Origin of the sequence: Herbaspirillum sp., assembly GCF_017744395.1 — a bacterium.
Classification (GTDB): domain Bacteria; phylum Pseudomonadota; class Gammaproteobacteria; order Burkholderiales; family Burkholderiaceae_D; genus Herbaspirillum.
This window is the reverse complement of the sequence record NZ_JAGIBI010000004.1, coordinates 88,147-114,240: the sequence shown is the minus strand read 5'-3', so window position 1 is coordinate 114,240 and position 26,094 is coordinate 88,147. Positions and strand designations below refer to the sequence as shown.

The following is a 26,094-nucleotide window of genomic DNA, read 5'->3' as shown; positions in this document are numbered from 1 at the left end:
GTCCCACCTTGATGCAATTACTTCTGTAGCTGTTTCCTTGCCGGTTGCGTCGGCCTGTGGCTCTGTCCGCAGCGGCTTGGGTTTGTTTCCGTTTTTATTCCAGGTGCTTCCGATCCGGCCGTTTATCCAAAGGGTGTTTGATGTGTGCGCGGGCGCCAGGCGCCCGCGGTGTTGCCGCTTGCTTAGTGGTTATCCTTGGGCACGTAGGCGCCGCTCTTGCCGACCAGGAAGTCGAGGTCGGCGCCGAGGTTGGCCTGCTGCACGTGGTCCACGTACAGTTTGACCCAGCCGCGGTTGGCCGGCGCTTCCGGCTTCTTCCAGGCGGCGCGGCGGCGTTCCAGTTCCTCGTCAGACACGTCCAGGTGCAGCTTGCGCGCTTCCACGTCCAGCTCGATGAAGTCGCCGTTCTGCACCAGCGTCAGCGGGCCGCCGGCGGCCGCTTCCGGCGACACGTGCAGCACCACGGTGCCGTAGGCGGTGCCGCTCATGCGGGCGTCGGACACGCGCACCATGTCGGTGATGCCCTTGCGCAAAATCTTCGGCGGCAGCGGCATGTTGCCGGCCTCGGCCATGCCCGGGTAGCCCTTGGGGCCGCAGTTCTTCAGCACCAGCACGCAGGTTTCGTCGACGTCCAGGTTCTCGTCGTCGATGCGCTTGTGCAGGTCGTCGCTGTTCTCGAACACGACGGCGCGGCCGCGATGCTTCAGCAGCGCCGGGGTGGCGGCCGAGGGCTTGATCACGGCGCCGTCCGGGGCCAGGTTGCCCTTGAGGATGGCGATGCCGGCGGCTTCCTTGAACGGCTTGTCGAAGGAGCGGATCACTTCCTCGTTCCAGTTCGGCGCGTCCTTGCAGTTGTCCCACAGCGTGTTGCCGTTGGCGGTCAGCGCGCTCTTGTCGATCACGCTTTCCAGCTGGCGGATCACCGCCGGCAGGCCGCCGGCGTAGTAGAAGTCTTCCATCAGGAATTTGCCCGACGGCTGCAGATCCAGCAGGCACGGCAGCTTCTGGCCGATGTCGTCCCAGTCCTTCAGGTCCAGCTTGATGCCGATGCGGCCGGCGATGGCCAGCAGGTGGATCACCGCGTTGGTGGAGCCGCCGATGGCGGCGTTGACGCGGATGGCGTTCTCGAAGGCGGCGCGGGTCAGGATCTTGGACAGCACCAGGTCTTCCTTGACCATCTCGACGATGCGGCGGCCGGCATTGCGCGCCAGCACGTTGCGGCGCGCATCCACGGCGGGGATGGCGGCGTTGTGCGGCAGGCCCACGCCCAGCGCTTCGACCATGCTGGCCATGGTGGAGGCGGTGCCCATGGTCATGCAGTGGCCGTGCGAGCGGTGCATGCAGCTTTCGGCCTCGAAGAATTCTTCCTGCGTCATCTTGCCGCCGCGCACGTCTTCCGACATCTGCCACACGCCGGTGCCCGAACCCAGTTCGCGGCCGCGGTATTTACCGGACAGCATCGGGCCGCCGGACACGCCGATGGTCGGCACGTCCACCGAAGCGGCGCCCATCAGCAGGGCGGGAGTGGTCTTGTCGCAGCCCATCAGCAGCACCACGCCGTCCAGCGGGTTGGCGCGGATCGACTCTTCCACGTCCATCGAGGCCAGGTTGCGATAGAGCATGGCGGTCGGACGCAGCAGGGTCTCACCCAGCGACATCACCGGGAATTCCAGCGGGAAGCCGCCGGCTTCCCAGATGCCGATCTTGACCTGTTCGGCCAGGGCGCGGAAGTGCGAGTTGCAAGGGGTCAGTTCGGAATAGGTGTTGCAGATGCCGATCACCGGACGGCCGTCGAACTGGTCGTGCGGGATGCCGCGGTTCTTGACCCAGGAGCGGTAGATGAAACCGTCGCGGTCCTGGCGGCCGAACCAGGCCTGGCTGCGGCGGGTGAGTTTCTTGGTATCGTCAGTCATGTGGGATTCCCTGAGGGTGGGTACGCCGGCTTCTCTAGCCAGGCGCTGCCCGTGCAACATCAAAATACCGTGCGCGCGGCGGCGCGCTCCGGTGCTGTTCCATGGCGCCGGCGCATGCATGCGCCGTGCGGCGGGGCGGGTTAACTGTCGCCCTGGTCAAAGAAATAGCGGGAAAAGTCGATCAGCAGGAATGCCAGCAGCGAGCCGAAAGAGGAGGCCCGGCGCAACGCGCGCTGGGAGCGCGTGGTGAACGGCAATACGGCCGCGGCGGCATGGGGCCATCCGCCGTGTAGCTTGCCGTTCGCGCGCATTGCTGCGTATGCCAAGATATGTCTCCCTTGCCTGGTGCCGCCTGCGTTGCCGCCGCGGCTGGGTCCTGGTGCCGTCCGTTCCTGCATCTGTGGCCCTGCGCCGTCTCCCCGACGTTGCAGATGGCCGCAGCATGCGGCGTGACTTGTTCGATTGGCAGCGAGTCTATTTCAGCATTCTTTGTTTGGTCAAGTGGTAATACCAAATCAAAATGGCGATTTTGGGAGATGGGGGCGGCTCGCATCCGGCGCTGTGCCGGTGCAGCATCGCAGATCCTCCGCTGCAGCCCTAGAAGGCACGCTGGACAAGGCTTTGCGAGGAGCGCAGCAGTCCCTGGATTTGCTGCGGCGCGAGATGGATGAATTGTTTTGATGCGTAAGATTCATCCTTGACACTCGCTATTGGATATGAAATTCTAATCCAGCTGGTCTGACCACATTACCTCTTGGTAGTGACCCCATCGTACAGCAAAGTACGGCGGCATGAAATGACCAAACAGACAATACAAAGCAAAGGCGGCAGGGAATCAGGCCCTGCACGCAAGAGACAGCCCATCGGAATTCCAATACAGGTACGCGCAGCGATACGTAAGCAGGAAATCGGCGTTGACCGTCAGGCCGGAACTCCGTTTTTATCTACCCCCATGAAAGGATGGTTGTTGCAATGGCTTCACCCGAACGTTTTTCCGCCGCCGAACTGACGCGTTTCGCCAGCGACCTGCTGCAAAAGGCCGGGCTGGAAGGCCCCAAGGCCGACAGCGTGGCCGCGACACTGGTCGACGGCGACCTGCTGGGCCACGATACCCACGGCCTGGCGCTGCTGGCGCCGTATGTGAAGGAGCTGGAAAAGGGCGCGATGGCCAAGAGCGGCCAGCCGGAAGTGCTGTCCGAGCGCGCCGCCGCGCTGGCCTGGGACGGCCGCCGCCTGCCGGGGCCGTGGCTGGTGCACCAGGGTATCGATGCGCTGATCCCCAAGGCGCGCGACTATGGTTCGGCTTCATTGACCATCCACCACAGCCACCACATCGCCTGCCTGGCGGCCTACCTGCTGCGCGCCACGCAGGAGGGCTTCATGATGATCCTGGCCAGTTCCGACCCGGCGGTGCAGAGCGTGGCGCCGTTCGGCGGCACGCGCGCGGTGTTCACGCCCAACCCGATCGCCGCCGGCATCCCGACTTCGGGCACGCCGTTCCTGATCGACATTTCGGCCTCGATCACCACCAACGGCATGAGCAACCGCCTGCACAAGGCCGGCAAGCAGTTCGAGGAAGAGTGGCTGATCGACGGCCACGGCAATCCCAGCCGCGACCCCGCCGTGCTGGCCGAGGATCCGCCGGGCACCATCCTGCCGCTGGGCGGCCTGTCGGCCGGCCACAAGGGCTTCGGCCTGGCGGTGCTGATCGAGGCGCTGACCGGCGGGCTGTCCGGTTTCGGCCGCGCCGATCCGCCGGCGGGCTGGGGCGCGACCGTGTTCATGTCGCTGTACGACCCGTCGGCGTTCGGCGGCAAGGACGGCTTCCTGCGGCAGATGGACCATATCGCCGCCTCTTGCCGCGGCAATCCGCCGCGCCCCGGCGTGGAGCAGGTGCGCATGCCGGGCGACCGCGGCATGCAGCGGCGCGAGCGACAACTGCAAGAGGGCGTGGTGCTGCATCCGACCATCGCGCCCATGCTGCGCGACGCGGCCGCGCCTTACGGCCTGGCTTTCCCGGCGGCATTGGGCTGAGCGCGGACGGCCCGGTATGGCGGAGGCCTGCCGGGCCTGAGATACAATCCGGCGCTATAAAGAAGCCAGGTAAATCGCATTGTTGCCGCATGCGACTTGCCGGCGCATAAAAACTTGATCGGACCCATCATCCATGCCCATAGAAGCGATTGAGCCGCAGCGGCTCTACCGGCAGATCAGCGACCAGTTGCGCAAGCTGATCGTCGGCGGCGAATTCCCGGTCGGCTCGCGCTTGCCGTCCGAACGCGACTTGGCGGTGCAGCTCGGCGTGAGCCGGCCTTCGCTGAGGGAGGCGCTGATCGCGCTGGAGGTCGAAGGCTATATCGAAGTGCACATGGGCTCGGGCATCTATGTCTGCCCGCCGCAGTCCACGCAGCGCGAGGGACAGATCGACCTTTCCAGCGAGGAGGGGCCGCTGGAGCTGATCCGCGCGCGAGAGATGATCGAAGGCGAAGTGGCCTACGCCGCCGCCGCCAATGCCAGCACGGAGCAGATCGAAGCCATCGAGCAAGCGTTCCAGCTGATGATAGAGCACACCAATGCCGGCATCAATCCCTTGCAGGCCGACCGCCTGTTCCATATCCGCGTGGCCGAAGCCACCGGCAACAGCGTGCTGGTGGGGCTGGTGACGCAGCTGTTCGATGCGCGCCTGGGGCCGTTGTTCAAGCGGCTGCACAGCCACTTCGACAGCAAGGTGGTGTGGTACGAGGCGATCGAGGAACATTCGCGGGTGATGAAGGCCCTGCATGCGCGCGACCCCGAGCAGGCGCGCGAGGCGATGCGGCGACACATGGATATCTCGTTCGTGCGCTACAGCGCCAACCTGACGGCGCAATATGGCAGCCAGGAAAAGCGCGCCGCCGCCGAAGCGGGAGACGCCAAGACCGCCGGCAAGGCGCCAGGACGCACGCGCGCGGCGGACAAGGCGGCAGCGAAGGCGGTGGTCGCCAAGGTCGCCGCCAACACTAAGACCAAAGCCGGCGCCGCGGCCAAGCCGCGTACACGCGTTGCGCGCAAGCTGCCAGCCTGATCCTGTTCATTGCATCCGCAAGGGAGCGCGGTGATCAGTTGAAATAGCTGCGCGCCATCTCGAAGCGTTTGGCGAAGTAGGGATTGTCCATCCGCGTGATATGCACCCGGCCGTTGGTCGAGGGCGCATGCACGAAACGGCCGTCGCCGAGGTAGATGCCCACGTGCGAGAACGGCTTGTTCATGGTGTTGAAGAACACCAGGTCGCCGGCGCGCAATTGGCTGGCGTCGATCTGGCGGCCCTTGCGGGCGATGTCGGCGGCGCTGCCGCTGATCTTGTAGTTGGCCGCCTGCCCGAAGATGTAGCTCACCATGCCGCTGCAATCCAGGCCAGCCGAAGGATTCTTGCCGCCGAAGCGGTAGCCGGTGTCGATCAGCGAGAGGGCGTAGATGGCGACTTCGTTGCCGGTTTCGGTGGCCGGCAGCGCCTGCATGTTCGCAGCCGGGCCGCGTTCCTCAGGGGATTGGAGCGGAGTTGTGCCGCACGCGGCCAGCAGCAGGGCCGCGCACAGCGCCGCGATAGCGCCGAGAGGGCGCGCCGCGACCGGGGCCGCAGGCGCCAGCGGCAAAGCCGCCGCATCCAGCATTTCCGGTAAGCGACGCGCCGCCATCGGTTACTGCCCCACCTTTGCCAGCACGTCTTCCAGCATGGAGAACATCTGGTCGATTTCGTCCTTGCTGACGTTGAGCGAGGGCATGAAGCGCAGCAGGTTGGGGCGCGGCGAATTGAGCAGCAGGCCGACCGGCTCCATGTCGCGCGCGGCTTCGACGATCTGCGGGCCGATGTCGCGGCCCAGTTGCAGCGCGCGCAGCAGGCCTTCGCCGCGTTCGCCTTCGAAGCCGTACTTCTCCGACAGCGCCAGCGAACGGTCGCGCAGGTACTGGCCGCGCTCGCGCACGGTTTCCAGGAAGCCGGGCTTCAACAGTTCCTTGATCACCGCCACGCCCACCGCCGTCATCAGCGGGTTGCCGTTGTAGGTGCCGCCCTGTTCGCCGGCTTCGAAGCAGGCGATCTCTTCGCGCGCCAGCAGCGCCGCCAGCGGCACGCCGCCGCCGATGCCCTTGCCCAGCGTCATGATGTCCGGCTCGATGCCCGAGAGCTGGTAGCCGAACAGTTCGCCGGTGCGGCCCATGCCGCTTTGCACTTCATCGACGATCAGGAGCAGGTTGGCCTGCTTGGTCAGGCGGCGCAGGCCTTGCATGAATTCGCGGGTGGCGGGGATCACGCCGCCTTCGCCTTGCACCGGTTCCAGCATCACGGCCACGGTGTGCTTGGTGATCAGGCGCTCGACGCTGGCCAGGTCGTTGAGCGTGGCCTTGGGGAAGCCCGGCACCTGCGGCGCGAACATGGTGTCCCAGCCGTCCTTGCCGCTGGCCGACATGGTGGCGATGGTGCGGCCGTGGAAGCTGTGCTTGAAGGTGATGATCTCGAAACGGGCGTCGCCGTTGGTGGCCGGGTTCTTCTTGCCCCATTTGCGCGCCAGCTTGATGGCGCCTTCGTTGGCTTCGGCGCCGCTGTTGGCGAAGAACACGCGGTCGAATACCGAGTTCGCGGTCAGCAGGTTGGCCAGCTCGATCGACGGCGCGTTGTAGAACGCGGGCGAGGGGTTGAGCAGCTTCTTCGACTGCGCCACCAGCGCATCCTGGATGCATTGCGGCGAATGGCCCAGCGCGTTGACCGCCCAGCCCTGCAGGTAATCGAGGTAGCGCTTGCCCTTGTGGTCGGTCAGCCACATGCCGTTACCTTCGGTGAAGACCAGGTCGGGACGGTTGGTGACGTACATCAGCTTGTTGCTGTCGAAATCTTTGTATTCCATCAAAGGGCTCCTGCAAGTATGGGTGGATAGGGATGGTGCGGGACAGACCGGCCTGAAAGGAACGGTGAAAAGCGCACAGCAACCCGGAATGGCGGATAAAAAAAAGCCACAGGGTTCGCCTGTGGCTTCGCGAGTCGTTTCATTTCACGCGCACAGCAGCAAACCTCTTTGCGGTTGGCTGCGACGTCGTAAAAATGTGGCGTTGGCGATCATGCGGTCAATATTAGGACGTTTTGCGCACAGCGTCAAAAAGAATTGCCCGTCATTTTGCCTGAATCCGGCAAGCGTTGCATTTGCGCCGCCTGCCGCGACTTCTTGCACTGCACCGACTGTCGCCATGATCGCAAATGCGCATGACGGCGGCGTGACACCCCTGCTTACTTAGACGGCAGCGGGCGCGCTGCTGGCCAGGTCGGCTTCGGAAGTGAAGGAGTCGGCATAGAACTCGTCTTCCGGCAGCTTGCACTGGGCCACGAAATCGCGCTTGGCCGATTCCACCACGATCGGGGCGCCGCAGGCGTAGACCTGGTGGCCGGACAGGTCCGGGAAGTCGGCCATGACCGACTGGTGGACGAAGCCGGTACGGCCGTTCCAGTTGTCTTCCGGCTGCGCGTCGGAGACCACCGGCACATAGGAGAAGGCGGGCAGGGAGCGCGCCCATGCTTCGCACAGCTCATTCATGTACAGGTCCTGCGGGCGGCGACCGCCCCAGTACAGCGTGACCGGGCGCTGCGAGCCGGCGTGCTCCAGTTGCTCGACGATCGCCTTGATCGGCGCGAAGCCGGTGCCCGAGGCCAGCAGCACGATGGGCTTGTCGGAATCCTCGCGCAAGAAGAAGGTGCCCAGCGGGCCTTCGATGCGCAGGATGTCGCGTTCCTTCATCGTGGAAAACACCTGGTCGGTGAACAGGCCGCCCGGCAGGTGGCGGATGTGCAGGCTCATGTGCTCATCCTTGTGCGGCGCGTTGGCCATGCTGTAGCTGCGGCGCTTGCCGTCGCGCAGCAGGAATTCGACGTACTGCCCGGCCTTGTATTGCAGGCGGTCGTTGGCCGGCAATTGCAGCGACAGCACGATGACGTCGTCGGCCTTCTTTTCCAGCGCGGCCACGCGCACCGGCAGCTTGCGGATCGGGAACTCGCCCACACCGGCCACTTCGCGCGCCTCGATGGTCACATCGGACTGCGGCTTGGCGCAGCAGAACAGCGAAAAGCCCAGCCTTTCATCATTGGCCGACAGCGCGCGCTCCTGGTGCGGGCCGTGCTCGACCTGGCCGGCAACCAGCTTGCCCTTGCAGGAACTGCAGGCGCCGTTCTTGCAGCCGTAGGGCAGGCCGACGCCTGCGCGGATGGCCGCGTTGAGGATGGTTTCGCCTTCATCGCAGGTGAATTGGCGGCCGCTTGGCTGGACTGTGACTTGGAAACTCATACAATTGCGCTTCTGTTCTGGACTGATAAAGGTTGAATACCGTGAAAAAACTGGGCTTGCCGCGGGTACTGCTGCTGGGTTGCGGTGACGTCGGGCTGCGCATGCTGCCGCTGCTGCTGCCGCGTTACCGCGTGCTGGCGGTCACCAGCAACCCGCAGCGCTGCGCCGAACTGCGCGCCGCCGGCGCCATTCCCGTCGTGGCCGACCTCGACCGGCCGCATACGCTGGGCCGTCTGGCGCGCCTGGCGCCGGCCATCGTGCACCTGGCGCCACCGCAGTCGGAAGGCCGCAAAGACCGCCGTACCCGCAATTTGGCCGCCATTTTACCCGAGCGCGCGCGCCTGGTTTATATCAGCACCACCGGCGTCTACGGCGATTGCGGCGGGGCGCGTTTCGACGAGACGCGTCGCCGCCATCCGCAGAACGCGCGCGCGGCGCGCCGCGCGGATGCGGAAAACGTGCTGCGCGCCTGGGCCCGGCGCAGCGGTTCGCGCCTGTCCATCCTGCGCGTGCCCGGCATCTATGCGGCCGACCGGCTGCCGGCCGAGCGCCTGCAAAAGGGCACCCCGGCGCTGGCCGCGGCCGATGACGTCTACACCAACCATATCCACGCCGAAGACCTGGCGCGCGCGGCCGTGGCGGCGCTGCTGCGTGGTTCTCCCAACCGCATTTACCACGCGGTGGACGATACCGAACTGAAGATGGCCGACTACTTCGACGCCGCCGCCGACGCGCTCGGCCTGGCGCGCCCGCCGCGCCTGCCGCGCGCCGAGCTGGAACGCAGCGTCTCGCCGATGATGCTGTCGTTCATGTCGGAGTCGCGCCGGTTGGACAACCGCAGGCTCAAGCAGGAACTGGGTGTGCGGCTGCGTTATCCGGATGTCCATGCCCTGCTGGCGGAAGTGCGGGGAAAGTTGCTTTGAATCATCTCTTCTTCTTTATGCAATTTGAGGTGCTTTCTTATTCAAAAATCGAATAAGCATAAGAATTTAAAGTAGTTGTCTTGTATTGCGGGCAACAGTAGAGTGCCAAGCAGAAATAAAAGGGAGGATTTGCCCGCGCGCAAGACAAGACGGCAACAGGCCGCAAGCGCATCCATACCGGCACAGGCCATCGCCAGCCTTCCTCCTTTCTCCTACCCAAATCCACAACGGGCGGCCTTTGCTGCCGCCGGACGACATGAAGCTATCTTTCAACAACGTCGCCAAGCGTTTCGGCGACCTGCATGTGATCGAGGAATTCAGCCGCGAGATCGCCTCGGGCGAACTGGTCGCGCTGGTCGGTCCGTCCGGTTGCGGCAAGTCGACCTTGCTGCACATCGCCGCCGGACTGGAAAAGGCCAGTTCCGGCTCGGTCACCGGCGACGGCCGGGAGATCAAGGCGCCGCATCCGGAACGTACCCTGATGTTCCAGGAAAACGCCCTGTATCCGTGGCTCACACTGGAGCAGAACGTGGCGCTGGCGCTGGAGTTCCAGCAGGTCGACAAGAAAAAGGCGGCCGAGCAGGCGCGCGTGTGGCTGGAGAACGTCAAGCTCAAGGGCTTCGAGTCGTATTACCCGCACCAGGTCTCGGGCGGCATGCGCCAGCGCGCGGCCCTGGCGCGCGCCTTCATCTCGCAACCCAAGGCCCTGCTGCTGGACGAACCGTTCGGCGCGCTCGACGCGCTCACCCGCATGACCCTGCAGGACGCGCTGCGCGACCTGATCCGCCAGCAAGGCCCGACCGTGCTGCTGGTCACCCATGATGTCGACGAGGCGCTGTTCCTGGCCGACCGCATCTTCGTGTTCAGCCCGCGCCCGGCCAAGGTGCTCAAGGAATTCAATCTCGTGCATCACGAAAAGACGCACGACCTGTCCGAATTCGCGGCCATCCGCCGCGAGATCCTTTGCCTGCTCGGTATCCATGCCGAACAGGACGATTTTTCAAAAACACTGGAAGGGGTTGGAGTATGAAACTCGCACGCATCCTGGTACCTGCGCTGGCCGCGCTGGCATTCGCCAACAACGCCCTGGCGCTGGAAAAATTCAAGATCGGCTACTTGCGCGTGATGGACGACGCGCAGGCGATGGCCGCCTATGAAGCCGGCCTGTACAAGAAGTACGGCCTGGATGTGGAACTGATCGAGTTCAAGTCCGGCACCGACCTGGTCAAGGCCATCGTCGGCGGCCAGTTGGACAGCGGCGTGTTCGGCTTCTCCAACGCCGTGGCCTGGGCCTCCAAGGGCGCCGACCTGAAGGTGGTGGGCGGCGCGCAGCTGGGCTACCACGCGCTGGTGGCGCGTGAAGATTCGGGCATCAAGAAGGTCGCGGACTTGAAGGGCAAGACCCTGGCCTCGCAAGCCGAAGGCAGCACCGCCGACACCGTGTTGAAGGGCGTGGTGCTCAAGGATGCCGGCGTCAAGCCGGACGACGTCAACGTGATGGGCGTGTCGCCGCAGGTGGCGGTGCAGTCGCTGGTGGGCAAGCGCGTCGACGCCGCCTTCCTGTTCGAGCCGCAGGCGCGCATCGCGCAGCTGATCGCGCCGGTCAAGCAGATCTATGAGATCGGCGAAGTCTGGCCGTTCCCCTGCATGGTGGTGATCACCTCGGGCGAGACGCTGAAGAAGCGGCGCGATGCCGTCTGGAAGTCGCTCGATGCCCAGCGCGACGCCATCACGCTGCTGCAGAAGAAGCCCGCCGAAGCCTCCAAGCTGATCGCCGGCTATTTCATCGCCGAGCCGACCCTGAAGACGCTCAAGCACGGCGAAATGCTGCGCGAAGACGTGATCCGCGACGCCATCAAGAGCCAGACCTTCACCCCCAAGATTTCCAAGAAGGACCAGGACCGCATGCAGGAAATCTCCAACATCCTGCAGGAACAGGGCGCCTTGAAGACGCGCGACGGCAAGCCGTTCGACGTCAATACCATTACCGACCTGTCGTGGCAGAACGCCCGCAAGCTGTAATGTCTCGCGCGGCGGTGGCGACATCGCCGCGTATCATCCAGGTTTCAATTTTCCTTGGCCGGAGGTTTCCGGCCATCGTCTTTTCCAAGTCGTTATGAGCTCTCAGCGTCGCGTTACCGGTCTCCGCAAGAAACTCGCCATGGTGCTGGCGATCGCTTTCATCCTGTTGATGTGGCAGATCGCCGCGTGGTCGCTGCCGTCGTTCCTGATGCCGGGCGTGCCGTCGGTGGTGGCGCGCTTGTGGGAAGAGGTGCAGTCCAATAATTTCCGGCTGGCGTTGTACGGCAGCCTGTACCGGCTGGGGCTTGGCTATGGCTCGGCGCTGCTGTTCGGCATCGGTTTCGGCCTGCTGGGCGCGGTGCTGTTCTTCTTCCGCGAGGTGCTGAAGTCGGCCATCGTGATCCTGCAGTCGATCCCGTCGATTGCTTGGGTGCCGCTGTTTTTGATCCTGATGGGTTTCGGCAATCTGCCGATGGTGGTGGTGGTGGCGATCGCCGCCTTCTTCCCGGCCGCGCTGTCGGTGATGAACGCCACCGAGAGCGTGCAGCAGGTGCACGTGTCGGCCGCGCGCGTGATGGGAGCTTCGCGCCTGGGCATGCTGCGCCGGGTCTACCTGCCGGCGGTGATGCCGGAACTGATCACCGGCGCCCAGCTTGCCTTCGGAAATGCCTGGCGCGCGCTGATCTCGGCTGAGATGCTGGTCGGCTTCGGCAAGGGGCTGGGCCGCACGCTGGCGTATTCCGGCGAGACCGCGGACATGGTCGGCGTGATGGCCAATATCCTGACCATCGCCATTCTCGCCGCGCTGATCGACCAAGTGATCCTGGAAAAGCTGAAGCATCGCCTGCTGCGCTACCAATACGTCTGAACCTGAAACCATGAAGCTCGTTCGCCTGTTCCTTCCGCTCCTACTGCTGGCTTGCGGCAGCACGCAGGCGGGCGTGCTCGATGCGGCCAGGCAGGGTGGCGCCCTGCGCGTGGGGCTGGATTATGTGCCGCCGGCCTATAAGGGCGGCATGAAGTTCCGCACACCCGAGAGCGTCGATACCGTGCTGGCCGACGATCTCGCCGCGCAGTTCAAGCTCAAATCCGCTTACCTGAAAAACGCTTCCGGCATCCGCGCCGATGTGGTGCTGGCGCTGGCCGATGAAGGGCAGGCCGGCGATGCCGACAGCATCGTCATTCCTACCGGCTACCGCGCCGGCGGCATGGCCATCATGCGCACCGACACCACCATCCGCAAATGGGAAGACCTCAAGGGGCGCAGCGTATGCGTCTCCGAAGGTTCCCCGTACACCGGCACGCTGGCCGCGCGCTATGGCGCCGTCGAGAAGGTGATGCGCGCGCCAGCCGATTCGCTGCTGGCGGTGCGCACCGGCCAATGCGATGCGGCCGTGCATGACGACAGCATGATGAAGGAATTGCTGAAGCTGCCCGAATGGAAGAAATTCTCGGCGCAGTTGGCTCCGGTGAGCCGCCAGGCACTGGTGCTGAAGGTACGCGGCGCCGATGCCGTCGATCTGGCTGCGCTCAGGCGGGCGGCAGGGCGCTGGGACGATGCCTTCTGGGCCGCTGTTCGGAAAAAATGGGCCGGCAATGTGGCCTTCGAGGTGTATCTGGATCAGAACGTGCCGGATTGCCACTGAGTCCTCGGCCTGGCCATACTTGCCTGCGCGGCAAGATCTTTTTGCCTTTTGGCATCTTTCGCCCCGATTTGCTTGCTTCCCGTATAACAGGCTGTGTCGCTATCGCGGTTTTTTTGACGGCGTGTGCATTTCCCGTGTGGCAGCGCCCGGCAATGGGCGTACCATGATGGCCTGTACCGAACATTGGCGACAGCAACAGGAGGCTAACGTGTCCGTCGATCTTTCCATCGTACCCAGTTCCGGCACCACCACATCCACCACCTCGCCGGTCACCGACCCGGCGGCGGTGCGCAAGGCCGATGAGGCGCGCATGGCGCAAAAGGCCGAGCAGCAGCGCCAGGAACAAATCCAGGCCGACCAGAAACGCGCCGAGGCCGAACTCGAACAGCGCAACCGCCGCGAACAGATCTCGCGCAACTCCAACGGCGAGATCATCGGCACCACGGTCAATACGGTAGCCTGAACCTATTCGCTTATCCTGAATGAACAAAGCCCGCACGGCGATGCCGTCGCGGGCTTTTGCATTTGAGGCGGCCGAGTGCCTCAGTTCGACGCGTTGAGCGAACCCAGCAGCCAGGTCTCGGCCATGTCGATCTGGTTGATCAGCATCAGGAAGGTTTCGTCGTTGATGCGCTGCTCGGCGCGCAGGTAGTGCACTTCCAGGCGTTCGGCGCGGATCGCTTCCAGCCGCAGTTCGCGTTCGAACTGCTTGAAGCGGTTGGCGGCGCGATGGGTTTCTTCCGAATCGCTCTCGGCATTCATGCGCATGCGGTAGGTCGCCAGCAGGCTGCCGCTGACTTCGGTCAGCAGCGCCAGGTCGGCCTCGTCCAGGCCATGGCCGATGCGTTCCTGGGCCTCTTCGATGCGGCGCACCGCCGCTTCCGACAGGCGCATGCGCGCGTTCATTTCTTCCGTGCGGCGGCGCTTGGCTTCGGCATCCAGCTGCAGGTCCTTCAGCATCCACGGCAGCAGGAAGCTGCCGAACAGCAGCGAGCAGACGATCACGCCGGTGGCCAGGAAGATCAGCAGGTCGCGCGCCGGAAAGGGCGTGTGTTCCTTGAGCAGCAGCGGGAGCGACATCACGCCGGCTAGCGTGATCGCGCCGCGCACGCCCGACAGCGCGGTGATGCCGATCAGGCGCAGGTCGAACTTGCGATTGCGCCCGCTCTGGCCGCGCACCGCGTCGGCGAAGCGGCGCATGCGCAGGTTGATCCACACCCAGAGGAAGCGCAGCACGATCAGCGCCACGGTGATGGCGAGGATGTAGGCGAACAGGTACCACACCGGCACGTTGCCGGCGGTCTTGGCGTCGGCATGGGCCAGGCTGACGATGCCGGGCAACTGCAGTCCCAGCAGCAGGAACGACATGCCGTTGAAGACGAATTCCAGCATGGTCATGATGCTGCGCCCCTGCATGCGGGTCGCGGCCGACTCGCCGCCGGCGGTTTCGATATAGGGCATCAGCATGCCGGCCGCGACCGCGCCGAGGATGCCGGACAGGCCGAAGTGTTCGGCGAAGATGTAGGACGTGAACGGGATCAGCATCAGCAGCACGACCTGGATGCCGGGCTCGTCGCCGGCCCATTCGATGATCTTGCGGCGTACCAGGCCGAAGCCCCAGGCGACGATCAGGCCGACGGCGATGCCGCCCACCGAGATCAGGACGAAACTCAGGCTGGCGTCCAGCAGCGAGAAGGTGCCGGTCATCACCGCGGCGACGGCGAACTTGAACGCCACCAGGCCGGACGCGTCGTTCATCAGCGCCTCGCCTTCCAGCACGTGCTGCATCGAAGCCGGCAGGCGTCCCTTGCCAATGATCGACGATACCGCCACCGCATCGGTGGGCGAGAGCACCGCCGCCAGCGCGAAGGCCGAGGGCAGGGAAATGACCGGGATCATCCAGTGGATGAAATAGCCCACGCCGATCACGGTAAACAGCACCAGTCCCAGCGCCAGCGCCAGGATCGGTTGGCTCAGCCGGAAGAATTCGCGCTTGGGCATGCGCCAGCCGTCGGTAAACAGCAGCGGCGGGATGAACAGCAGCAGGAACAGTTCCGGATCGAAACTGATTTTCAGTCCGAACAGCGGCAAGGCCAGCACCGCGCCCAGCCCGATCTGGAACAACGGCAGCGGCAATTTGAATGGAACCAGGCGCGCGGCCACGCCGGAGACGGCGACGGCGAGCAGTAGGATTAAAACGGTGAAGACGATTTCCATTAGTGCGGGAGGGTGTTTGTGTGAGGGGCTGCGGCATTCATCGCTGCCAGGGTGCAAGTATAAAAGACGTGTGGCTTGAACAGATATTGCAGCAGGAAAATCACAGGTTCTTTGCGCCTAGGGAATGAAGCAGAATGAGGGGTGAGGAGAAAAAACGATCAATGAGACTACCTGCTGCAGTGTAATGTCGTTCAGCCAACCTATAAATCCGAAAATCGTCGTTCCGGCGAAAGCCGGAAACCAGTGTCTTTCGCAGCGTCTCAATGTCCGTTGAACGACACTGGACCCTGACTTTCGTCAGGGCGACGGAGATAGATATCTGCTTAACCGAATGGCATTATCCGCGACGGCGCGGAATATCTTGCATGCCGGGTATCGTTTTGCCCAAGGCGATTAAACGTTTTTCGGTTTGAATGCGTACGAAGGTTTTGATAGCTTCGCGGACGAGTTCACTTTTACTGGTCGAAGGATTTGCCAGTTCAAGAGCCTCTTTGTAGAGGTCATCATCGATTGTGACTGTTATACGCATGGGCTCCTTCCACATCGAAGTTGAAAGCCATTAAGTCGGATGTGCACTATTTCATCATTTCGGTGAAATCCCAGCCAGCTCCCGCGCAATGAAATCAACAAAACTCCGAATCCGGTTCGACATCTGGTGCCGCTGCGAATACACCGCGAAGATATCGGCATTGGGCGTCTGCCATCCCGGCAGCACCTGCACCAGCCGCCCGTCGTCGAGATAGGGGCGGATGTCCCACTCGGCGCGCATCAGGATGCCGTGGCCGTCCAATGCCCATTTCACGGCGATTTCGCCGTCGTTGGTGGTGAGGTTGCCGCGGATCTTCACCGTCTCGGTCTTGTGCGCGGCTCCCGTGCCGGTCGACAGCCGCCATACGCCATAGGCTTCGTCGCCCTGGCGGATGCCCACGCAATTGTGCTTGGCCAAATCGTGCGGGGTGACCGGCGTGCCGCGTTTCATGAGGTAGCCCGGCGCGGCACACAACAGGCGCGCATTGGCCGCCAGCCGGCGGGCCACCACGCGCGTGTCGGGCGGTTCGCCGAAGCGGATGCAGACGTCGAAGCTGTCGTCGGTCAGCGGCGGCGGCATCACCGACAGCTGCAATTGCACCGATACCTGCGGGTATTCGCTGACGAATCTGGAGATCACCGGCGCCACATGGCTGCGTCCGAAGCCGAGCGTGGCGTTGACGCGCAGCAGGCCTTCCGGGCGGCGCTTGGAACTGCCCAGCAATTCCGACAATTCATCGATCTCGTCGAGGATGCGGCGCGCATGCTCCAGGTAAAGCTCGCCCTCGGGCGTCAAGGTCATGCGGCGCGTGGTGCGGTTGACCAGCGGCACGCCGGCGCGGCTTTCCATCTGCGCCAGGTGCTTGCTGACGGCCGCCGTGGTCAGCCCCAGTTCGCGCGCCGCGGCCGACAGGCTGCCGGCCATTGCCAGCACCGAGAAGAAGCGCAGGTCGGCGGGGAGGACGGTGTCCTGCATGGCGTCATCTTTAATTTAAAGTTAATGATGCTTTGAGTTTAGCACCGGTTCTTGTCGGAAAACATCGGTAGAGTGCGCTCACCAACACATTTACCGAAAGGCTGGAGACGACATGAAGACATACCGCATCGCAACCATCCCGGGCGACGGCATCGGCAAGGAAGTGGTTCCCGCAGGCCGCAAGCTGCTGGAGGCGCTGGCCGCCACCACCAGCAAGTTCGCCTTCGAGTTCGAAGACTTCGACTGGGGCGGCGACTACTACCGCAAGACCGGCGCCATGATGCCGGCCGACGGCCTGGACGCGCTGCGCAACAAGGATGCCATCCTGTTCGGCTCGGCCGGCGACCCGCACATTCCCGACCACATCACGCTGTGGGGCCTGCGCCTGAAGATCTGCCAGGGCTTCGACCAGTACGCCAACGTGCGCCCGACGCGCATCCTGCCGGGCATCGACGCGCCGCTGAAGCGCTGCCAGCTGGAAGACCTGAACTGGGTCATCGTGCGCGAGAACTCCGAAGGCGAATACGCCGGCGTCGGCGGCCGCGTGCACCAGGGCCATCCGATCGAAGCCGCGACCGACGTCTCGATGATGACCCGCGCCGGCGTCGAGCGCATCATGCGCTTCGCCTTCAGGCTGGCGCAGTCGCGTCCGCGCAAGCTGCTGACCGTGATCACCAAGAGCAACGCCCAGCGCCACGCGATGGTGATGTGGGACGAGATCGCCGTGCAGATCTCCAAGGAGTTCCCGGACGTGAAGTGGGACAAGGAGCTGGTCGACGCCGCCACCGCGCGCATGGTCAACCGTCCCGCCACGCTGGACACCATCGTCGCCACCAACCTGCACGCCGACATCCTGTCCGACCTGGCCGCGGCGCTGGCCGGCAGCCTGGGCATCGCGCCCACCGGCAACATCGATCCCGAGCGCCGCTATCCGTCGATGTTCGAGCCGATCCACGGTTCGGCCTTCGACATCATGGGCAAGGGACTGGCCAATCCGGTCGGCACCTTCTGGTCGGTGGTGATGATGCTGGAACACCTGGGCGAGCATGAAGCCGCCGCGCAAGTGATGCGCGCAGTCGAGGCGGTCACCGCCGATCCGGCGCTGCATACAGGCGACCTGGGCGGCCGTGCGACTACCGCGCAGGTGACCGAGGCCGTGTGTGCCTTCGTCGCCAAGGCTGCGCAAGTGCAAAAGGCGGCCTGAGCCTGACTTGGCGGCCGGGCCTTGTCCGGCCGTCATCTTTCCCCGCTGGCAGAAGACCACCGGCGCCGGTACGAACGGCGCCGCGGGGGAGGTTTTTTGCCGTATTCAAGACAAGACATCCAAGACGGGGCCATGACCCCGCCACCTGCCGGAGACCCCATGCCTGCTGCCCCCGCACAGTGCGCCGACCTGTCCGGTCGCGATGGCATCGACCGCCTGTTGAAAGGCATGTTCGACGCCGCCATCGCCATCGCCCAGCCGGCTGTGCGCATTCCCCAATTCCTACCCGCGCCGCCGCGCGGACGCCTGGTCGTGATCGGCGCCGGCAAGGCTTCGGCCGCGATGGCGCGCGCGTTTGAACAGCACTGGCCGGGTCCGCTGGAGGGCCTGGTGGTGACGCGCTATGGTTATGCCGTGCCATGCGAGCGCATCGAGATTATCGAAGCCGCGCATCCGGTGCCCGACCAGAACGGCCTGGCCGCCGCCGGGCGCATGCTGCAATTGGTCGGCGGCCTTACGCCGGACGACCTGGTGGTGTGCCTGGTCTCGGGCGGCGGCTCGGCCTTGCTGCCCTTGCCGATCGCCGGCCTGACGCTGGCCGACAAGCAAGGCATCAACCAGGCGCTGCTCGACAGTGGCGCCTCCATCTCCGAAATGAATTGCGTGCGCCGCCACCTGTCGGCCATCAAGGGCGGCCGCCTGGCCGCGGCCTGCCATCCGGCGCGCGTGCTGAACCTGCTGATTTCCGACGTGCCGGCCGATGGCCTGCACGACATCGCTTCCGGCCCGACCGTGGCCGACCCGACGACCTGCGCCGACGCGCTGGCCATCGTCGAGCGCTACGGTATCGCCTTGCCGCCGCAGGCGCGCGCCATGCTGGCCGACGGCAGCGCCGAATCGTCCAAGGCCGGCGATCCGCGCCTGGCGCGGGTGGAGACGCACCTGATCGCTACGCCGCAAATGGCGCTGGAAGCCGCCGCCGCTTTCGCCGCGCGGCACGGTGTGGCGGCCCACATCCTGTCGGACGCCATCGAAGGCGAGGCGCGTGAGGTCGGCAAGGTGATGGCTGCCGTCGCCCGCCAGGTAGCGCGCGGCGGCCAGCCGTTCACCGCGCCCTGCGTGCTGCTGTCGGGCGGGGAGACCACGGTGACCGTGCGCGGCAGCGGCCGCGGCGGGCGCAATGTCGAATTCCTGCTGTCCATGGGCATCGCCCTCAATGGCGAAGCGCGCGTGCATGCCTTGGCGGGCGATACCGACGGCGTCGACGGCCGCGAGGAAATCGCCGGCGCGCTGCTGCATCCCGATACGCTGGCGCGCGCCCGCGGCGTCGGCCGGCCGCCGCAGACCTGCCTGGAGAACAACGACGCCCACGGCTTTTTCCAGGTGTTGGGGGACTCGGTCGTCACCGGCCCCACGCTGACCAATGTCAACGATTTTCGCGCCGTCTACATCGGCGCGCCGTTCCCTCCGTCACAACAACAAGGAGCGCCGCATGCGCCGACACCGTAACGCCAAGATAGTCGCCACGCTGGGCCCCGCCAGCAGCGAGCGCGCCACCATCGCCGCCTTGTTCGCGGCCGGAGTGGATGTGTTTCGCCTGAACTTCAGCCACGGCAGCCACGAAGACCATCGCCGCCGCCTGCAACTGATCCGCGACATCGAAGAACAGGCGCAGCGCCCGATCGGCGTGCTGCTCGACCTGCAAGGCCCCAAGCTGCGCATCGCCACCTTCGCCGCCGGGCCGGTGCGGCTGGAGGAAGGCGCCGCCTTCCGCCTCGACCTCGATAGCGCCACGCCGGGCGATGTCCGGCGCGTGGCGCTGCCGCATCCGGAAATCTTCGCGGCGCTCAAGCCCGATACCTGCCTGCTGCTGGACGACGGCCGCATCCGCCTGAAGGTGCAACGCTGCGGCCCCGATTTCGCCGAGACCATGGTGGAGATCGGCGGCCTGCTGTCCGAACGCAAGGGCGTGAACGTGCCCGACGTGGTGCTGCCGGTGTCGGCCATGACCGACAAGGACAGGCGCGACCTGGAGTTCGGGCTGGAACTGGGCGTGGACTGGGTGGCGCTGTCCTTCGTGCAGCGCCCGGAAGATATCCGCGAAGTGCGCGCCATCGCCGGCCCGCGCGCGGCCATCGTGGCCAAGCTGGAGAAGCCGGCCGCGATCGGCCTGCTCGATGAGATCGTGGCCGAATCCGACGCCGTCATGGTGGCGCGCGGCGACCTTGGCGTGGAGCTGCCGGCCGAGCAGGTGCCGGCGCTGCAAAAGCGCATCGTGCGCGCCTGTCGCCGCGCCGGCAAGCCGGTGATCGTGGCCACGCAGATGCTGGAATCGATGGTCACGGCGCCAGTGCCCACTCGGGCCGAAGCGTCGGACGTCGCCACTGCCGTCTACGACGGCGCCGATGCCGTGATGCTGTCGGCCGAGTCGGCCAGCGGCGCCTGGCCGGTGGAGGCGGTACGCACCATGGACCTGATCATCGGCCGTACCGAAAGCGATCCGTATTACCGCGAAACCATCGCCGCTTCGCACTCGGCCCCGCGCGCGGAATTTTCCGACGCCATCGGCTACGCCATGCGCCATGTCGCCGGTTTGCTGGACGCGGCCGCCACCGTGGCCTACACCACCTCCGGCTATTCGGCGCTGCGCATGGCGCGCGAGCGGCCCGGCCTGCCCATTCTCGGCATGACGCCCAGCCGCGCCATCGCGCGTCGCCTGGCGCTGGCCTGGGGCGTGCATCCGGTGCTGTGCCATGAAGTGGTGGACGCCGCCGAAATCGGCGGGCTGGCTTGCCGCACGGTCAGTGCGGAAGGCTTCGGCAAGAGCGGCCAGACCGTGGTGATCTCGGCCGGCATGCCCTTCGGCACGCCCGGCACCACCAACCTGCTGCAACTGGCGCAGATCGCCTGAGGGGAATGCCGCGAACGATATTCCGCAGTACCGGAAAAGAAAAATTGGCAGCGACCGACGCGGCCAGCCATAAGACACCTGTTTTACAACCCGGACCCAACCTCTCCAAGGAGGAGACAATGAACACCGATCACATCGATATCGAAACACGCGTATCCCGCAAACTCATGTGGCGCATCATCCCGTTCGTGATGCTGCTGTACTTCATCAGCTTCCTCGACCGCGTCAATGTCGGCTTCGCGGCGATCACCATGAACAAGGCGTTGGGCCTGTCGCCGACCGCCTTCGGCCTGGGCGGCGGGCTGTTCTTCATCGGCTACTTCCTGTTCGAAGTGCCGTCCAACCTGATCTTGCACAAGGTCGGCGTGCGCATCTGGATCGCCCGCGTGATGGTCACCTGGGGCATCATCTCGGCAGTCTCCGCGTTCGCCGTCGGCCCCACCAGCTTCTATGTGCTGCGCTTTTTGCTGGGCGTGGCCGAGGCCGGTTTCTTCCCCGGCATCATCCTGTATCTCTCGCTGTGGTTCCCGACCAAGCAGCGCGCGGTAGCGGCCGCCTGGTTCATGGCCGCGGCGCCGATCTCGGTGGCGCTGGGTTCGCCGCTGTCGGGCGCGATCATGCAGTTGCCGTCTGTGTTCGGACTGGCCGACTGGCAGATGCTCTACATCATCGAAGCCGCGCCGGCTGTGGTACTGGGCTTCGTGGTGCTGAAATTCCTGACCGACAAACCAGAGCAGGCCCAATGGTTGGCCGACGATGAGCGCGCTTGGCTGGTGGCGCGGCTGAAGGCCGAAGCAGATGCGAAGAAGGGCGGCCACGGCCATACCGCCAGCGCCTTGAGCGCGCTGAAGGATATGCGCGTGCTGGCGCTGGCATTGATCTACTTCGGCACCTCGGCAGGTCTGTATACACTGGGTTTGTGGGCGCCGCTGATGATCCGCGAATTTGGTTTCACGCCGTTCCAAACCGGTTTGCTGGCGGGCGTGCCCAGCGTGGTGGCGGTGGTCGCCATGGTGCTGTGGGCGCGCCATTCCGACCGCAGCGGCGAACGCACCTGGCACGTGGTGATTCCGTGCGCGCTGGCTTGCGTCGGCTTCCTGCTGGCCGGCAATGCGACCAGTGCGCTGTTCGTGGTGCTATCGCTGGTGGTGGTCAACATCGGCATCAGCTCGGCCAAGGCGCCGCTGTGGGCGATGCCGAGCACCTTCCTCTCCGGCGCCGGCGCGGCGGCGGGGATCGCGATGATCAATTCGCTGGGCAACCTGGGCGGTTTCGTCGGGCCGTTCGCCATCGGCTGGCTCAAGAACGCGACCGGCGGCTACACCGCCGGCCTGTATGTAGTGGCGGCCACGCTGGCGGTCTCGGCGGTGGTGACGCTGATGCTGAGCCGCCAGACGCGCCAGCATGCCGGTATGGCCAAGGCCAGCCATGGCGGCTGAAGGGGCGCATACGGATAGGCTTTTGCAGCGCTTTTGAAGAAACGGGCCGGAGGGCCCGTTTCGTTTTTTAAGAGCCTGTGCCCGATCTCGCCGGCTTCCCGCATCGCAGCAGCCATTCCCATCGCTTGACACTTCATCGCCGGGTACCTATCCTCCACAGCCATTGGTCTTACCTTTATTCCGACAGCATGTCATTCGATCCCATCGTCCAGAAATCGATTTCCGAGCAAGTCGCGCAGCGCTTGCTGACCATGATCCGCAGCGGCCTGCTGAAACCCGACCAGCAACTGCCGCCCGAGCGCGAGCTGGCAGCCATGCTGGGCGTGGGCCGGCCGGCCGTGCGCGAGGCGATCCGCGGCCTGGCGCTGCTGGGCCTGCTGCGCATCCGCCAGGGCGAGGGCACCTTCGTCAGTTCGCTGGAAACGCGCGAGCTGCTGGAACCGCTGGAAATGATCATCGACCTCAACCCCGGCACGCTGGAAGCGCTGTTCGACGCGCGTCTGATCATTGAAACCGGCGTGGCCGCACTGGCCGCCACCCATATCGGCGAGGCAGAGCTGGCGCGCCTGGTGGGCAACGTCGAGGATGAGGCGCGCCTGTTGTCCGACCCGGCCGCCTTCGCCGCCGCCGATGTGGAGTTCCACGAAGCCATCATCGAAGCCTGCGACAACCCTTTCCTGCAAAGCATCGCCGGCAGCCTCTACATGCTGGGCAAGAAAAGCCGCACCATCACCTCGCGCATTCCGGCCACGCTGGAGCGCAGCCTGCAGGACCATCGCGCGATCCTCGATGCGCTCAAGGCGCGCGACCCGCAAAAGGCGGCCGATGCCATGCGCAACCACCTGCTGCGTGTGCGCGATGCCTATCGCGGCGCCGCGTTGAAGAAGGACGAATCGGTGCACGACTGACCGATGCTTGAAGCGCCGCCATTGCCGCCTTCGGGCGGCACTCCACAATGGCGGCGCGGCAGTGCCATGGCGGCAGGCTTGCCGCATGCCCGCAAGACCACAGAACAAGCGATACCGGCAGGGCGCAGGGCCGCCCACTATCGAGCCGGAGCATGAACGACCGATAGCGTTTCATACATACAGGAGAACATCATGCTGGATCTGGCAGGAAAAGTCGTTTTCATCAGCGGCGCAAGCACCGGTATCGGCGCTGCCGCAGCCCGCGCCTTCGGCGCCCGCGGCGCCCACGTCGTGGTCCATTACAACAGCTCGGCCCAGGAGGCCGAACTGGTCGCCGCCGACGTGCGCGAAACCGGCAGCAAAGCCATCACCATTGGCGCCGACGTGCGTGACAGCAATGCCATCAACAAGGCGGTGGCCAGCGCGGTCGAACAGCTTGGCCGCATCGATGTGCTGATCAACAATGCCGGCAGCCTGGTCAAGCGCGAGCCGCTGGAAAAGGTGACCGACGAATTGTTCGACGACATCGTCAACATTAACGCCCGCTCGGTGGTGGCCTTCACGCGCGCCGTGATCCCGGTCATGCGGCGCCAGGGCGGCGGCAACATCATCAACGTCACCTCGGTCGCGGCGCGCCACGGCGGCGGCCCGGGCGCGCTGATCTATGCGGCCTCCAAGGGCTTCGTCAGCACCATCACGCGCGGCATGGCCAAGGAACTGCTGGCCGACAAGATCCGCGTCAACGCGGTGGCGCCGGGCGTGATCATGACGCCGTTCCAGGAGCGCTTCACCACGCCGGAACAGCTGGAAGCCTTCCGCAAGACCATTCCCATGGGCCGCATCGGCGATCCGGACGAATGCAGCGGGGCTTTCCTGTACCTGGCTTCGGAGCAGATGTCGGGCTATGTGACGGGGCAGATCATCGAGGTCAACGGCGGGCAGTACATGCCGTGATGATGGCTTGCACCCGGTAAGGAAGGGGCTGCCTGCGGGCAGCCCTTTTTGCATCCGGCTTGGCATATCCCTTGCTCAATGACGAACCGGGGCGCCTGTGTCGTTGCCCGTTATTTTTCGTCATCCAACTTGAGGAGAGAGAGTATGGACCGCCACCAAGTCACCCAGAAGATCATCGCCGCCAAGGTCAACAACAAGATGAGCTGGGCCCAGATCGCCGAGAGCATCGGCCAGAGCAAGGAATGGACGACCGCCGCCATGCTCGGCCAGATGACGTTGACGGCCAGGCAGGCGGCCGTCGCGCAGGAACTGTTCGCGCTGACCGACGAGGAAACCCTGTGGCTGCAGGTGGTGCCGTACAAGGGCTCGCTGCCCACGCCGGTGCCGACCGATCCGCTGATCTACCGCTGGTACGAGATCGTCAGCGTCTACGGCAGCACCATCAAGGAGCTGATCCATGAGGAATTCGGCGACGGCATCATGAGCGCGATCGACTTCAAGATGGATATCCAGCGCCAGGCCGACCCCAACGGCGACCGTGTCAATGTGGTGCTGTCGGGTAAGTTTTTGCCGTACAAGACGTATTGAGCGGCATGGCGCCAGGGCGGATGCGCACTTGTACGTGGCAATTCCCACCAAAGAGGCCCTAAAATAGGGCGCATGCTCAAAGACAAAAAACTCTCCGCCTACAAGCCCTCCGCCACACGCATCCGGGCGCGCTTCGTCGCCATCTCCTGGCGCGACCTGGCCGTCAGTTTCGGTCCCTTCCTCCTGCTGATCCTGATCGGCGCCTGGCTGGTGATCTGGCTGATCAGGCCGGCGCCGCCGTCCGACATCAGCATCGCGGCCGGACCCAGGGACAGCAACTTCTGGCGCGTGGCCGAACGCTACCGCGACATCCTGGCGCGCGACGGCATCAAGCTCAAGCTGGTGGAGACCGGCGGTTCGATGGACAACCTCAAGCGGCTGGCCGATCCGTCGCAGGATGTGGACGTGGGATTCGTCCAGGGCGGCCTGGCCAGCGCGGTGAGCGCCGATGAGCTGGCGTCGCTGGTGTCGCTGGGCAGCATTTCCTATGTGCCGGTCACCATTTATTACCGCAACCCGCCGCCGCGCGAGGACGGTAGGCCGGCGCCGCCGTTGCGCCAGCTGTCGGAACTGGCCGGCAAGCGCATCGCCATCGGCGGCCAGGGCAGCGGTTCCAGCGTGCTGGCCACGACGCTGCTCAAGGCCAACGGCGTGGAGCCGGGCGGCAGTACCGAGCTGCTGTACATCGGCGGCGACGAAGCGGCCCAGGCGCTGACTTCCGGCAAGATCGACGCGGCTTTCCTGATGGGGGATTCGGTGTCGGTGGGAACCCTGGGCAAGCTGCTGCGCGCGCCCGGCATCCGGCTGATGGATTTCTCGCAGGCCGAGGCCTATGTGCGGCGCTTCCGTTACCTCAATCTGCTGAAGATGCCGATGGGCGTGTTCGACCTGGCGCACAACCTGCCCGCGCGCGATACCCAGCTGGTGGCGCCGACGGCCGAGCTGGTGGCGCGCGACGACCTGCATCCGGCCTTGTCCGACCTGCTGATCGAGGCGGCGCACGAGGTGCACGGCAAGGCCAACGTGATGCAGAAGGCGGGCGAGTTCCCGGCGCCTCTGGAGCATGAATATGCGATCAGCAGCGACGCCGCGCGTTACTACAAGTCGGGCAAGACCTTCTTCTACCGCACGCTGCCGTTCTGGCTGGCCAGCCTGGTCGACCGCGCGGTGGTGATCCTGCTGCCGGTGATCCTGCTGCTGATTCCCGGCATCCGCCTGGTGCCGATGCTGTACGGCTGGCGCATCCGTTCGCGCATCTACCACTGGTATGGCGAACTGATCGCGCTGGAGCGCGGCATTTCACGCGAGACGCAGGAGCAGCAGGCCGAGATGCTCAAACGCCTCGACGAGATCGAGGCGGCGGTCAACCGCATGAAGATGCCGCTGGCCTTCGCCGACCAGTTCTATGTGCTGCGCGAGCATATCGGTTTCGTGCGCTCGCGCCTGGAGCATGGCGTGGCCTGAAAACCACGTTCCTCCGGGTCAAAGCCGCCTGCGGGCGGCTTTGTTGTATAGTGGGCCGTCGCGCCAAAACCACTGTATGAAAAATACTGTGTATTT

Annotated in this window: 25 protein-coding genes; 16 read left to right on the top strand and 9 right to left on the bottom strand. The window is 64.9% G+C overall.

Going from position 1 to position 26,094, the window contains the following annotated elements:
- Positions 1–182: 182 nt before the first annotated feature.
- Positions 183–1,913 carry an IlvD/Edd family dehydratase gene (locus tag J7548_RS13035; RefSeq protein ID WP_290975038.1) on the bottom strand — a complete coding sequence of 577 codons (1,731 nt, stop codon included), beginning with the start codon at positions 1,911–1,913 and terminating at the stop codon, positions 183–185.
- Between the two features lie 140 nt (positions 1,914–2,053).
- Positions 2,054–2,239, bottom strand: a complete 186-nt coding sequence (locus J7548_RS13030) for a hypothetical protein (RefSeq protein WP_290975037.1) — start codon at positions 2,237–2,239, stop codon at positions 2,054–2,056.
- A gap of 646 nt (positions 2,240–2,885) precedes the next feature.
- Here J7548_RS13030 and J7548_RS13025 point away from each other — a divergent pair.
- Entirely contained in the window at positions 2,886–3,947 is a 1,062-nt protein-coding gene (locus J7548_RS13025) for an Ldh family oxidoreductase (protein WP_290975036.1), read from the top strand.
- A 133-nt stretch (positions 3,948–4,080) separates the two neighbouring features.
- Entirely contained in the window at positions 4,081–4,977 is an 897-nt protein-coding gene (locus J7548_RS13020; RefSeq protein ID WP_290975035.1) for a FadR/GntR family transcriptional regulator, read from the top strand.
- Positions 4,978–5,011: 34 nt separating this feature from the next.
- On the opposite strand, the gene J7548_RS13015 is transcribed toward J7548_RS13020, so the two are convergent.
- The 4 genes from J7548_RS13015 to J7548_RS13000 all read right to left on the bottom strand — a co-directional run bounded on the left by J7548_RS13015 (position 5,012) and on the right by J7548_RS13000 (position 8,218).
- A complete protein-coding gene (locus tag J7548_RS13015) occupies positions 5,012–5,563 on the bottom strand; it encodes a C40 family peptidase (protein WP_290975163.1) in 552 nt (183 codons plus the stop codon).
- Between the two features lie 27 nt (positions 5,564–5,590).
- Positions 5,591–6,793 carry an acetylornithine transaminase gene (locus J7548_RS13010; protein WP_290975034.1) on the bottom strand — a complete coding sequence of 401 codons (1,203 nt, stop codon included), beginning with the start codon at positions 6,791–6,793 and terminating at the stop codon, positions 5,591–5,593.
- A gap of 144 nt (positions 6,794–6,937) precedes the next feature.
- A complete protein-coding gene (locus J7548_RS13005) occupies positions 6,938–7,132 on the bottom strand; it encodes a hypothetical protein (protein WP_290975033.1) in 195 nt (64 codons plus the stop codon).
- A gap of 42 nt (positions 7,133–7,174) precedes the next feature.
- Positions 7,175–8,218: a CDP-6-deoxy-delta-3,4-glucoseen reductase gene (locus J7548_RS13000; RefSeq protein ID WP_290975032.1), complete on the bottom strand. Its 1,044-nt coding sequence runs from the start codon at positions 8,216–8,218 to the stop codon at positions 7,175–7,177.
- A gap of 41 nt (positions 8,219–8,259) precedes the next feature.
- Between J7548_RS13000 and J7548_RS12995 the strand changes: the two genes are divergently transcribed.
- The 6 genes from J7548_RS12995 (at position 8,260) to J7548_RS12970 (ending at position 13,272) form a co-directional block, all read left to right on the top strand.
- Positions 8,260–9,141 carry an NAD(P)H-binding protein gene (locus J7548_RS12995; RefSeq protein ID WP_290975162.1) on the top strand — a complete coding sequence of 294 codons (882 nt, stop codon included), beginning with the start codon at positions 8,260–8,262 and terminating at the stop codon, positions 9,139–9,141.
- Between the two features lie 256 nt (positions 9,142–9,397).
- Positions 9,398–10,171, top strand: a complete 774-nt coding sequence (locus tag J7548_RS12990) for an ABC transporter ATP-binding protein (protein ID WP_290975031.1) — start codon at positions 9,398–9,400, stop codon at positions 10,169–10,171.
- A complete protein-coding gene (locus J7548_RS12985; RefSeq protein WP_290975030.1) occupies positions 10,168–11,163 on the top strand; it encodes an ABC transporter substrate-binding protein in 996 nt (331 codons plus the stop codon). Before J7548_RS12990 ends, J7548_RS12985 begins: the two co-directional genes overlap by 4 nt.
- Positions 11,164–11,257: 94 nt before the next feature.
- Entirely contained in the window at positions 11,258–12,031 is a 774-nt protein-coding gene (locus tag J7548_RS12980; protein WP_290975029.1) for an ABC transporter permease, read from the top strand.
- 10 nt (positions 12,032–12,041) lie between these two features.
- Positions 12,042–12,809, top strand: a complete 768-nt coding sequence (locus tag J7548_RS12975) for a transporter substrate-binding domain-containing protein (protein WP_290975028.1) — start codon at positions 12,042–12,044, stop codon at positions 12,807–12,809.
- 208 nt (positions 12,810–13,017) lie between these two features.
- On the top strand, positions 13,018–13,272 hold the full coding sequence (locus tag J7548_RS12970; protein ID WP_290975027.1) for a hypothetical protein: 255 nt from the start codon (positions 13,018–13,020) through the stop codon (positions 13,270–13,272).
- Positions 13,273–13,352: 80 nt separating this feature from the next.
- Here J7548_RS12970 and J7548_RS12965 read toward each other — a convergent pair whose 3' ends face one another.
- The 3 genes from J7548_RS12965 to J7548_RS12955 form a co-directional block, all read right to left on the bottom strand.
- Complete coding sequence (locus J7548_RS12965; RefSeq protein WP_290975026.1) at positions 13,353–15,026, bottom strand: Na+/H+ antiporter; 1,674 nt, start codon at positions 15,024–15,026, stop codon at positions 13,353–13,355.
- Positions 15,027–15,363: 337 nt separating this feature from the next.
- Positions 15,364–15,555, bottom strand: a complete 192-nt coding sequence (locus J7548_RS12960) for a type II toxin-antitoxin system VapB family antitoxin (protein WP_290975025.1) — start codon at positions 15,553–15,555, stop codon at positions 15,364–15,366.
- 54 nt (positions 15,556–15,609) lie between these two features.
- Positions 15,610–16,530: a LysR family transcriptional regulator gene (locus J7548_RS12955; RefSeq protein ID WP_290975024.1), complete on the bottom strand. Its 921-nt coding sequence runs from the start codon at positions 16,528–16,530 to the stop codon at positions 15,610–15,612.
- A gap of 112 nt (positions 16,531–16,642) precedes the next feature.
- Here J7548_RS12955 and J7548_RS12950 point away from each other — a divergent pair, with 112 nt between their 5' ends.
- The 8 genes from J7548_RS12950 (at position 16,643) to J7548_RS12915 (ending at position 25,998) form a co-directional block, all read left to right on the top strand.
- Positions 16,643–17,734 carry a tartrate dehydrogenase gene (locus tag J7548_RS12950; protein ID WP_290975023.1) on the top strand — a complete coding sequence of 364 codons (1,092 nt, stop codon included), beginning with the start codon at positions 16,643–16,645 and terminating at the stop codon, positions 17,732–17,734.
- Positions 17,735–17,893: 159 nt separating this feature from the next.
- Positions 17,894–19,243, top strand: a complete 1,350-nt coding sequence (locus J7548_RS12945) for a glycerate kinase (RefSeq protein WP_290975022.1) — start codon at positions 17,894–17,896, stop codon at positions 19,241–19,243.
- Positions 19,227–20,645 carry a pyruvate kinase gene (gene pyk / locus J7548_RS12940; RefSeq protein ID WP_290975021.1) on the top strand — a complete coding sequence of 473 codons (1,419 nt, stop codon included), beginning with the start codon at positions 19,227–19,229 and terminating at the stop codon, positions 20,643–20,645. The genes J7548_RS12945 and pyk overlap by 17 nt, the downstream gene beginning before the upstream one ends.
- A 119-nt stretch (positions 20,646–20,764) precedes the next feature.
- Positions 20,765–22,084 (top strand): MFS transporter, encoded by a 1,320-nt coding sequence (locus tag J7548_RS12935; protein ID WP_290975020.1) that lies wholly within the window; start codon positions 20,765–20,767, stop codon positions 22,082–22,084.
- 188 nt (positions 22,085–22,272) lie between these two features.
- Complete coding sequence (locus J7548_RS12930; RefSeq protein WP_290975019.1) at positions 22,273–22,992, top strand: FadR/GntR family transcriptional regulator; 720 nt, start codon at positions 22,273–22,275, stop codon at positions 22,990–22,992.
- A 192-nt stretch (positions 22,993–23,184) separates the two neighbouring features.
- On the top strand, positions 23,185–23,946 hold the full coding sequence (locus tag J7548_RS12925; protein ID WP_290975018.1) for a glucose 1-dehydrogenase: 762 nt from the start codon (positions 23,185–23,187) through the stop codon (positions 23,944–23,946).
- A 144-nt stretch (positions 23,947–24,090) separates the two neighbouring features.
- Entirely contained in the window at positions 24,091–24,534 is a 444-nt protein-coding gene (cynS, locus tag J7548_RS12920) for a cyanase (RefSeq protein ID WP_290975017.1), read from the top strand.
- A gap of 72 nt (positions 24,535–24,606) precedes the next feature.
- Positions 24,607–25,998 carry a TAXI family TRAP transporter solute-binding subunit gene (locus J7548_RS12915; protein WP_290975016.1) on the top strand — a complete coding sequence of 464 codons (1,392 nt, stop codon included), beginning with the start codon at positions 24,607–24,609 and terminating at the stop codon, positions 25,996–25,998.
- Positions 25,999–26,094: the final 96 nt, after the last annotated feature.

Coding starts and splice junctions, on each gene's coding strand:
- J7548_RS13035 (WP_290975038.1), bottom strand. CDS start 1,913: ATGACTGACGATACCAAGAAACTCACCCGCCGCAGCCAGGCCTGGTTC.
- J7548_RS13025 (WP_290975036.1), top strand. CDS start 2,886: ATGGCTTCACCCGAACGTTTTTCCGCCGCCGAACTGACGCGTTTCGCC.
- J7548_RS13020 (WP_290975035.1), top strand. CDS start 4,081: ATGCCCATAGAAGCGATTGAGCCGCAGCGGCTCTACCGGCAGATCAGC.
- J7548_RS13015 (WP_290975163.1), bottom strand. CDS start 5,563: ATGCTGGATGCGGCGGCTTTGCCGCTGGCGCCTGCGGCCCCGGTCGCG.
- J7548_RS13010 (WP_290975034.1), bottom strand. CDS start 6,793: ATGGAATACAAAGATTTCGACAGCAACAAGCTGATGTACGTCACCAAC.
- J7548_RS13005 (WP_290975033.1), bottom strand. CDS start 7,132: ATGGCGACAGTCGGTGCAGTGCAAGAAGTCGCGGCAGGCGGCGCAAAT.
- J7548_RS13000 (WP_290975032.1), bottom strand. CDS start 8,218: ATGAGTTTCCAAGTCACAGTCCAGCCAAGCGGCCGCCAATTCACCTGC.
- J7548_RS12990 (WP_290975031.1), top strand. CDS start 9,398: ATGAAGCTATCTTTCAACAACGTCGCCAAGCGTTTCGGCGACCTGCAT.
- J7548_RS12985 (WP_290975030.1), top strand. CDS start 10,168: ATGAAACTCGCACGCATCCTGGTACCTGCGCTGGCCGCGCTGGCATTC.
- J7548_RS12980 (WP_290975029.1), top strand. CDS start 11,258: ATGAGCTCTCAGCGTCGCGTTACCGGTCTCCGCAAGAAACTCGCCATG.
- J7548_RS12975 (WP_290975028.1), top strand. CDS start 12,042: ATGAAGCTCGTTCGCCTGTTCCTTCCGCTCCTACTGCTGGCTTGCGGC.
- J7548_RS12965 (WP_290975026.1), bottom strand. CDS start 15,026: ATGGAAATCGTCTTCACCGTTTTAATCCTACTGCTCGCCGTCGCCGTC.
- J7548_RS12960 (WP_290975025.1), bottom strand. CDS start 15,555: ATGCGTATAACAGTCACAATCGATGATGACCTCTACAAAGAGGCTCTT.
- J7548_RS12955 (WP_290975024.1), bottom strand. CDS start 16,530: ATGCAGGACACCGTCCTCCCCGCCGACCTGCGCTTCTTCTCGGTGCTG.
- J7548_RS12950 (WP_290975023.1), top strand. CDS start 16,643: ATGAAGACATACCGCATCGCAACCATCCCGGGCGACGGCATCGGCAAG.
- J7548_RS12945 (WP_290975022.1), top strand. CDS start 17,894: ATGCCTGCTGCCCCCGCACAGTGCGCCGACCTGTCCGGTCGCGATGGC.
- pyk (WP_290975021.1), top strand. CDS start 19,227: ATGCGCCGACACCGTAACGCCAAGATAGTCGCCACGCTGGGCCCCGCC.
- J7548_RS12935 (WP_290975020.1), top strand. CDS start 20,765: ATGAACACCGATCACATCGATATCGAAACACGCGTATCCCGCAAACTC.
- J7548_RS12930 (WP_290975019.1), top strand. CDS start 22,273: ATGTCATTCGATCCCATCGTCCAGAAATCGATTTCCGAGCAAGTCGCG.
- J7548_RS12925 (WP_290975018.1), top strand. CDS start 23,185: ATGCTGGATCTGGCAGGAAAAGTCGTTTTCATCAGCGGCGCAAGCACC.
- cynS (WP_290975017.1), top strand. CDS start 24,091: ATGGACCGCCACCAAGTCACCCAGAAGATCATCGCCGCCAAGGTCAAC.
- J7548_RS12915 (WP_290975016.1), top strand. CDS start 24,607: ATGCTCAAAGACAAAAAACTCTCCGCCTACAAGCCCTCCGCCACACGC.